The 6147-nt window shown below is 66.8% G+C and carries 10 protein-coding genes and 1 pseudogene; 4 read left to right on the top strand and 7 right to left on the bottom strand.

Annotated elements, in window-relative coordinates:
- The first annotated feature begins 366 nt into the window (after positions 1–366).
- The 4 genes from ACIBX3_RS58785 to ACIBX3_RS58770 all read left to right on the top strand — a co-directional run bounded on the left by ACIBX3_RS58785 (position 367) and on the right by ACIBX3_RS58770 (position 3128).
- The gene (locus ACIBX3_RS58785) at positions 367–1602 is read left to right on the top strand and encodes a trans-sulfuration enzyme family protein (protein ID WP_397129572.1); all 1236 of its coding nucleotides are present in this window, start codon (positions 367–369) and stop codon (positions 1600–1602) included.
- Complete coding sequence (locus ACIBX3_RS58780; RefSeq protein WP_397129575.1) at positions 1599–1964, top strand: transposase; 366 nt, start codon at positions 1599–1601, stop codon at positions 1962–1964. Before ACIBX3_RS58785 ends, ACIBX3_RS58780 begins: the two co-directional genes overlap by 4 nt.
- 225 nt (positions 1965–2189) lie before the next feature.
- On the top strand, positions 2190–2651 hold the full coding sequence (locus tag ACIBX3_RS58775) for a hypothetical protein (RefSeq protein ID WP_305919512.1): 462 nt from the start codon (positions 2190–2192) through the stop codon (positions 2649–2651).
- Positions 2652–2825: 174 nt separating this feature from the next.
- A complete protein-coding gene (locus ACIBX3_RS58770; RefSeq protein WP_397129571.1) occupies positions 2826–3128 on the top strand; it encodes a recombinase family protein in 303 nt (100 codons plus the stop codon).
- Between the two features lie 169 nt (positions 3129–3297).
- Here ACIBX3_RS58770 and ACIBX3_RS58765 read toward each other — a convergent pair whose 3' ends face one another.
- The 7 genes and pseudogenes from ACIBX3_RS58765 to ACIBX3_RS58735 all read right to left on the bottom strand — a co-directional run bounded on the left by ACIBX3_RS58765 (position 3298) and on the right by ACIBX3_RS58735 (position 6145).
- Complete coding sequence (locus tag ACIBX3_RS58765; protein ID WP_397129570.1) at positions 3298–3717, bottom strand: DUF6069 family protein; 420 nt, start codon at positions 3715–3717, stop codon at positions 3298–3300.
- 169 nt (positions 3718–3886) lie between these two features.
- Positions 3887–3982: pseudogene (locus tag ACIBX3_RS58760) on the bottom strand (IS5/IS1182 family transposase); the annotation flags it as partial.
- On the bottom strand, positions 3955–4080 hold the full coding sequence (locus tag ACIBX3_RS58755) for a hypothetical protein (protein WP_397129569.1): 126 nt from the start codon (positions 4078–4080) through the stop codon (positions 3955–3957). The gene ACIBX3_RS58755 and the pseudogene ACIBX3_RS58760, both read right to left, overlap by 28 nt.
- Before the next feature lie 96 nt (positions 4081–4176).
- The gene (locus tag ACIBX3_RS58750; RefSeq protein WP_397129568.1) at positions 4177–4737 is read right to left on the bottom strand and encodes a dihydrofolate reductase family protein; all 561 of its coding nucleotides are present in this window, start codon (positions 4735–4737) and stop codon (positions 4177–4179) included.
- A gap of 262 nt (positions 4738–4999) precedes the next feature.
- Positions 5000–5248, bottom strand: a complete 249-nt coding sequence (locus ACIBX3_RS58745; protein WP_397129567.1) for a hypothetical protein — start codon at positions 5246–5248, stop codon at positions 5000–5002.
- A gap of 160 nt (positions 5249–5408) precedes the next feature.
- Positions 5409–5906 carry a pyridoxamine 5'-phosphate oxidase family protein gene (locus ACIBX3_RS58740; RefSeq protein WP_397129566.1) on the bottom strand — a complete coding sequence of 166 codons (498 nt, stop codon included), beginning with the start codon at positions 5904–5906 and terminating at the stop codon, positions 5409–5411.
- Positions 5903–6145 carry a hypothetical protein gene (locus ACIBX3_RS58735; RefSeq protein ID WP_397129565.1) on the bottom strand — a complete coding sequence of 81 codons (243 nt, stop codon included), beginning with the start codon at positions 6143–6145 and terminating at the stop codon, positions 5903–5905. The genes ACIBX3_RS58740 and ACIBX3_RS58735 overlap by 4 nt, the downstream gene beginning before the upstream one ends.
- Positions 6146–6147 lie beyond the last annotated feature (2 nt).

Here is a 6147-nt window from a genome sequence, read left to right as displayed (position 1 = left end):
CCTCTTTCGCCCACGTCCACGCGGTCTGATAGTGCACGCCATTGCGCGCCGCCCACTCGGAAAGCTTCACCCGATCAAGATAGACCATGAGAGAAGCTGAGATTCACTGATTAATCATGTGACAGCTGTCGACCCTCCACGCCGCCCGTGACGGCGACCTCCTCAAGGTCGCGGCGAAGGAACTGCAGGGCCTGCTCCTTCCGCACACCGACCAGACCGCCGTGCACTACCTCAGCCCGGCACCACCCCAGGCCACCGCCTGAGACCTCCACCTGACCCCAGGCTCGCCCCAGTCGGCGTGCCGGACACGTGCCCCTCTTTTTTGCCCTATGAATGCGATGCCGGCGGCGAAAGGAACCACCGATCATGAGCACAGCACCCCACTCGTCGCACACCCCTCGACCCGATAAGCACGACCCGTCCACTCTCGCGTTCGCCACCCAATCCGTGCACGCCGGCAACACCATCGACAAGGGAACCGGCGCAGTACGGACACCGCTGGTGATGGCCAACTCGTACCTGCTGCCGGACGACCCGTCGACAATGGACTGGTCCTCGGCCGAAGGACTGGTCTACACCCGCAACTCCGGCGCCAACCAAGTCGGCCTCCAGGCAAAACTCGCAGCACTGGAGGGCGGCGAGGACGCAGTCGTCTTCGCCACGGGTGTGGCCGCCCTGCACGGTGTGTTCTTCACCCACCTGAAGTCGGGTGACCATGTGGTGGTCTCGGACGTGACGTACGAGGCCGTCTGGCGGCTCTTCAGCAAACTGCTTCCGGAGAAGTACGGCATCCAGGCGACGTTCGTCGACGTCGGCGACCTCGACGCGGTCCGCCGCGCCGTGCGCCCGAACACCAAGCTCGTACACGCAGAGACCATCGCCAATCCGACGACGAAGGTCGCCGACATCGCGGCGCTCGCCGACATCGCGCATGCCGCCGGCGCCTTGCTGTCGGTCGATTCCACCTTCACCCCTCCGCCGTTCTACCGCCCCCTGCAGGATGGCGCCGATCTTGTCGTGCATTCGCTGACGAAGTACATCAACGGCCACGGCGATGCGATGGGCGGGGTCGTCATCGGGGCCGGCGATCTCGTCGGCCCGATCCGCGGTGAGGCCATGGTCGAGGTCGGCGGAGTGATCTCGCCGTTCAACGCCTGGCTGATCATGCGCGGATCCGTCACTCTGCCGCTGAGGCTGCGGCAGCACTTCGCCTCGGCCGAGAAGGTAGCGGCGTTCCTGGAGGCCGACCCGCGGGTCGCGTTCGTCGCCTACCCGGGCCTCACCTCGCACCCGCAGCACCAGCTCGCCCTCCGCCAATTCGAGGGCGCCGGATACGGCGCCATGATGGCCTTCGCCGTGAACGGTGACCCCGACGCCCAGAACCGATTCGTCGACGGCCTGCGCGTCATCACCTCCGCCGTGTCCCTCGGCCACGACGAATCCCTGATCGTGCACGTCGGCACCACCGGACGCGGCGGCATCGAGCACTACCCCGAACCCTTCAGGGAGTACGGGCACCTGCGGCTGTCCGTCGGCCTGGAGGATGCCGACGATCTCATCGCCGACCTCCGCGCCGCCCTCGATGCGACCTTCCCGTCCTGACCGGCCCGCCTACGACCAGCCTCGACCCGGATGACCAGCTGAAACTCAAGGAGGTCCTGGCAGCCTGCCCGCACCTCGGCGCCTTACACGGCCACATCAAGACCTTCGCGGAGATGATGACCGAACGCCAAGGCCACCGCCTCGACGCTTGGATCGACGCCGTCCGGGCTGACGACCTGCCCCACCTGCATTCCTTCGCCAATGGCCTCGAACGCGACCACGCCGCCGTCCTGAACGGACTCACGCTCCCTTACAGCTCAGGCGTTGTCGAGGGCAAAGTATGCAAGATCAAATTCTTGAAACGGCTCATGTTCGGCCGCGCCAGCCACGACCTCCTCAGAAAGATGGCACTGCTGAACTGAGCCGAGATCACCGACCGTGACCGCTCTCCAGCAAATGCACCAGACCCCGGTAAGTGGCCGCGAGCCTTCAGAGATATCTGGCCGCTCCACCAGGGCAGGGGGTTCGACCCACGACATGCTGTGGACATACCACTGCTATACCGCCGGTGTTTAGCGTTCTTCGCGGTGCTCCGATCACAGGCGGAGCACCGCGAAGTTCTCGCTGACTGACAAGGATCGAATCTCATGCGGAAGCTCTCCCCCTCGAAGATGCTCGCCACTGTTGTCGGGGTCTCTGCGGCCTTCGCCGTACTGACACCGGCCACGACCGCCACGGCCTCCACCACCACCGCCTCCTCGAGCGTCTCTTCGGCCGGTTGCAAGGACAAGTGGAGCAAGCTGAACACCAAGGACGGCTTCGTCAGCTACGTCCTGAAGCTCTGCAGCAACGGCTACGGCGAGGCGCGCGGCAGCGTGACGGACACCAAGAACGACGTCTGGACGACCGTGGTCGAGGTCTCCTTCAAGAAGAGCAACGGCAACGAAATTTACGGCGGGTACAAGGAGGCCGGCCGGAACAAGGGCCACAAGAGCTTCAAATGGTCCACGACCCGCACCAACCTCGACCGGATTACGATCAGGGCCAAGCGCTGCCTTCCGGGCACGATCGTGTGCAACAACACCAAGACCTACACGCTCTACCCCTGATCTGAGGCGTGGCAGTCGGGTCGCCAATGGTTGTCAGTTTCGGCGAGAGATGGCCGAGACCTTCTCAGTTATAGGGCCGCGCGTACCTTCGTGCAGCCGAGTAGCCGCCGCGACCACCAGTAAATCCGCATTTACTGCGGCAGCCGCCCGCGCCGTGCCCATCCTGAACTGGACTTGGCGGCGCAACTCCGCGAGCGCGAGGTCGATCTCTTGGTGCTCAAGCAGGGCATCGACACCTCCACGCCGGGTGGACGCCTGCAGTTCCACATGTTCGGTGCCTTCGACGAATTCCTCCGCGAACTCATCGTCGAGGGCACCCTCGAAGGACTGGCCTCGGCCCGCGCACGCGACCGCGTCGGCGGGCGGCCGGCGGCCCTGAACGCCCACGGGGTGGAGATGGCCCGCGCGCTGTACGAGATGAAGGGCGATGACGGCAAGCGCCGCTACACCGTCCCGCAGATCGCCGACCGGCGATGAAGGTCTGGCCCTTCGGCGTCGCCACCGCCGGACAACTCCGAGGCGTCATCGAGCGGCTGATCGATGCCCGCACTCGATGCAGACGCGAAAGCACGTGATGCACCGGCCGGCCTCTCGCTGAACTGGACGGCCGGCAGGTACTGCATCATGGCGAACTCCTTGGAAAGTATCAGGCGGACAGGCGGCGGGCGATGGCCGGGACCACGATCGCGGCGGCGACCACGTGCGTCATCATCAGCAGCACCCTTGTGGCCGGGGCCGCGTCCACGAGCACATCCGGCACCAGCGACAACACGGTGAGCACCACGGTGGTTCGGACGAATACCGTGCGCGGACGGCGAACCGAGCGAGCCAGCACCAGCGCCAGCACCAACCCCACCGCGGAGAAGATGACGGTCAGCACGCCGAACCCGGGCACCGGGATCGGCGTGCCGCCGACGACCAGGCTGATCCCGGCGAGCTCACCCACCGCGGCGATGGCCGCGGTCGCCGCGCCGGCGACCACCGCGGCGATCAAGCCCCCGATGACCAGCGGCTGCGCGGGAGAGGTGGCGGTGGCGGTGACGTCGTCGTGGACGTTCTGCATCATTTTGATGCCTTTCGGAGGAGAACTATTCGGACGGTCAGGCCCGGATCGCTTTGGAGCCGTAGCCCTTGTCGCCGATGACGTGGTCGGGCCGGAAGCGCGGCCTTCCCGGACCGGGCGGCGCACCCGTATCGCGTCCATCACGGCGGTGAAATGGGTGCCGTCGTTGGTGTTCCCGGCCCGTGAGGGTGAAAGCGAGCGGACGCCCCAGGGCATCGCAGGCCAGGTGAATCTTGCTGGTCAGCCCGCCTCGGGAGCGTCCGAGTGCGGCGCGGCCCATGGGCCGTACCACTTGCGTATGTCACGCCAAGCGGTCCCGGTACGGGACTTCCACACGATCCCGTTGAGAACCGGGCGGTCGTCCAACCGCTTCCTGCCCCGCAACGACTCGGGCAGCAGCGGACGGACGAACTCTCACTCGGCAGCCAAACCTGAACGGCCCGGTCGGGGCCGCCGCGGTTCCTAAGCTTCTGCAACGGGGTGGTAGCGCACATCGACCTCGGCAAAGGGTTGTGAGCCGTGGGCGTGTCGCAGCCGGATCGGCTGGCCGCCGGGGTTGTCGAAGAGTCGGATGCCGTCACCGAGCAGGATTGGTGCAATGTGCAGGTCGATTTCATCGATCAGGCCGCGTTCGAGCAGTTGGCGGCCGATCGTCGGGGAGAGGACTTCGAGGTTCTTGCCGCCGGCGGCCTCCAGGCCGATGCGTACGGCCTCGGCCACGTCGCAGTTCAGGAACGTGACGCCGTCGGCGGGCGTGGCGTCTTCGGGGTGGTGGGTGAGCACGAAGATCGGGCCGTTCCAGTCCTCGCTGTAGGGTCGGGCGCTCGGGTCGCGGTCCCAGCCGTTCCGCCCGCCCAGGACCGCGCCGGTGGTCTTGATGTACTCCTCTTCCACGCCGTCGCGGCCGGTGATCCCGGTCAGCCAGTTCATGGCGTGGTTCGGGCCCGCCACGAACCCGTCCAGCGACATGCTGAAGTGAAGTAGCACTTTCCCGCCTGCGGTCTGCGGCTCGGGGTCGTTCATTTTGTCGCCTCCTGCGATCTGCTTGCGTTCTGTGACTTTGTCGAAGAGAGATGGATCCGCCTGTCGCTTGGCCAGCGTCAGGGTCCGGTGAGTTTGGAGGAAACACGCTTCGGCGTGTCGCGATCAGCGACCTGTCCCAGGATCTCGGCGGCGCGGCGCTCGCCAAGGGCTCGGGCGAGCACGTCGCGGAGTTGCCTCCCCGGCGAGTTCCTCGGCCTTCGCGATCGCCTGTGCCACATCGTCGACGAAGTGGTACGACGCCTCAGGGGGCCACCCCGCCGGGCTTGGGCCGGTGCGATACCACGAACAGGTGACGCCCGATCACCATCGCCCCGATGCTCGCCCAGGTCGGCTTGACGTACGCGGCCGAGACCCGCGAAGTCTTGAACGAGCTGCCTTTGACGAGTTCGACGTCACCGTTGGGGTACCAGTCGAACAGCGGGCCGACCTGATCATCGGCGTCGGCGATGAAGCCGTCCACCGACACGACATCGTGCATCACAGTGCTCATGACTTCTCCAAGGTGTTCTGAGGGAATTGACGCTCTGTTTGATCTGCCGTTCTCACCGTCCGGCCGTCACCCAGCGACCACACCGCCATCGAGGTCGAGGTCGGCTGCCTCCTCGCCGCCACCGGCCCCGACGCCACCCACGACTTCGGCCTGCTGCCGGTCACCTGACGTCGGCGTCAGGTAGTAGCACGTGGGTGCGGTGGTCGAAGGCCTGTCCGTGCGGCGCGCAGGCAGTACCGGGCTCGCGCGGGCACAGCGCCCAGTGCCGAGTGACGCGCGCCCGGTAGAGGCGGTACGGCGCGGGCGGACGCAACCGATCGGGCGGGAACGCCCAGCCACCACGTTCGGGATCTCCCGGATAGACCGAAAGCCACCGGTCGAGGTCGATCTCCTCGGCCGCGCTCGCCGCCATGTACACCGCCTGCCCGCTGCCGGGCTCCACCTGGGAGTCGAAGACGACGATGCTGACCTCGGGGCGCTCGGCGATGTTGCGCGAGTGGGCCGCCCCCGGCGAGGAGATCCACAGGAAGTCCCGGTAGCCGTCGTGCGCGAAGTAGACCGGTGTGACCCACGGGCTTCCCATCCCGTCGGCCGTGCCGAGTGCGAGGTAGCGATTGGCGTCGATGATCGTCCGTACCGTGTCGGCGAGCGCGCTCATCGCCGGCTCCCCGCGATCAGCCCGGCCACCGTACCGAGGGCTAGGGGCAGCCACGGGTCCGCGTGCAGGATCGCGACACTCGTGACGACGGCGCCGGCCATCAGGCCGGCCAGGCCCAGCGCCGGGCCTCCGGCGAGCTTGACCGCGCCGGCCATCGCGAACTGGACGGCGAGCACTACCTGCCCCGCCCACAACAGGACCATGGCCCGGGGCCGGATGCGGTTGATCGCAGTAGTCATCG

The sequence above is a fragment of the Nonomuraea sp. NPDC049480 genome (assembly GCF_044465905.1).
Lineage (GTDB): Bacteria > Actinomycetota > Actinomycetes > Streptosporangiales > Streptosporangiaceae > Nonomuraea.
The sequence above is the reverse complement of the archived record's forward strand: the minus strand, read 5'-3'. Positions and strand labels throughout refer to the sequence as shown.

Excerpts from the sequence above, each read along its gene's own strand:
- ACIBX3_RS58785 (WP_397129572.1), top strand. The coding sequence starts at position 367 with ATGAGCACAGCACCCCACTCGTCGCACACCCCTCGACCCGATAAGCAC.
- ACIBX3_RS58775 (WP_305919512.1), top strand. The coding sequence starts at position 2,190 with ATGCGGAAGCTCTCCCCCTCGAAGATGCTCGCCACTGTTGTCGGGGTC.
- ACIBX3_RS58765 (WP_397129570.1), bottom strand. The coding sequence starts at position 3,717 with ATGATGCAGAACGTCCACGACGACGTCACCGCCACCGCCACCTCTCCC.
- ACIBX3_RS58750 (WP_397129568.1), bottom strand. The coding sequence starts at position 4,737 with ATGAACGACCCCGAGCCGCAGACCGCAGGCGGGAAAGTGCTACTTCAC.
- ACIBX3_RS58745 (WP_397129567.1), bottom strand. The coding sequence starts at position 5,248 with ATGAGCACTGTGATGCACGATGTCGTGTCGGTGGACGGCTTCATCGCC.
- ACIBX3_RS58740 (WP_397129566.1), bottom strand. The coding sequence starts at position 5,906 with ATGAGCGCGCTCGCCGACACGGTACGGACGATCATCGACGCCAATCGC.
- ACIBX3_RS58735 (WP_397129565.1), bottom strand. The coding sequence starts at position 6,145 with ATGACTACTGCGATCAACCGCATCCGGCCCCGGGCCATGGTCCTGTTG.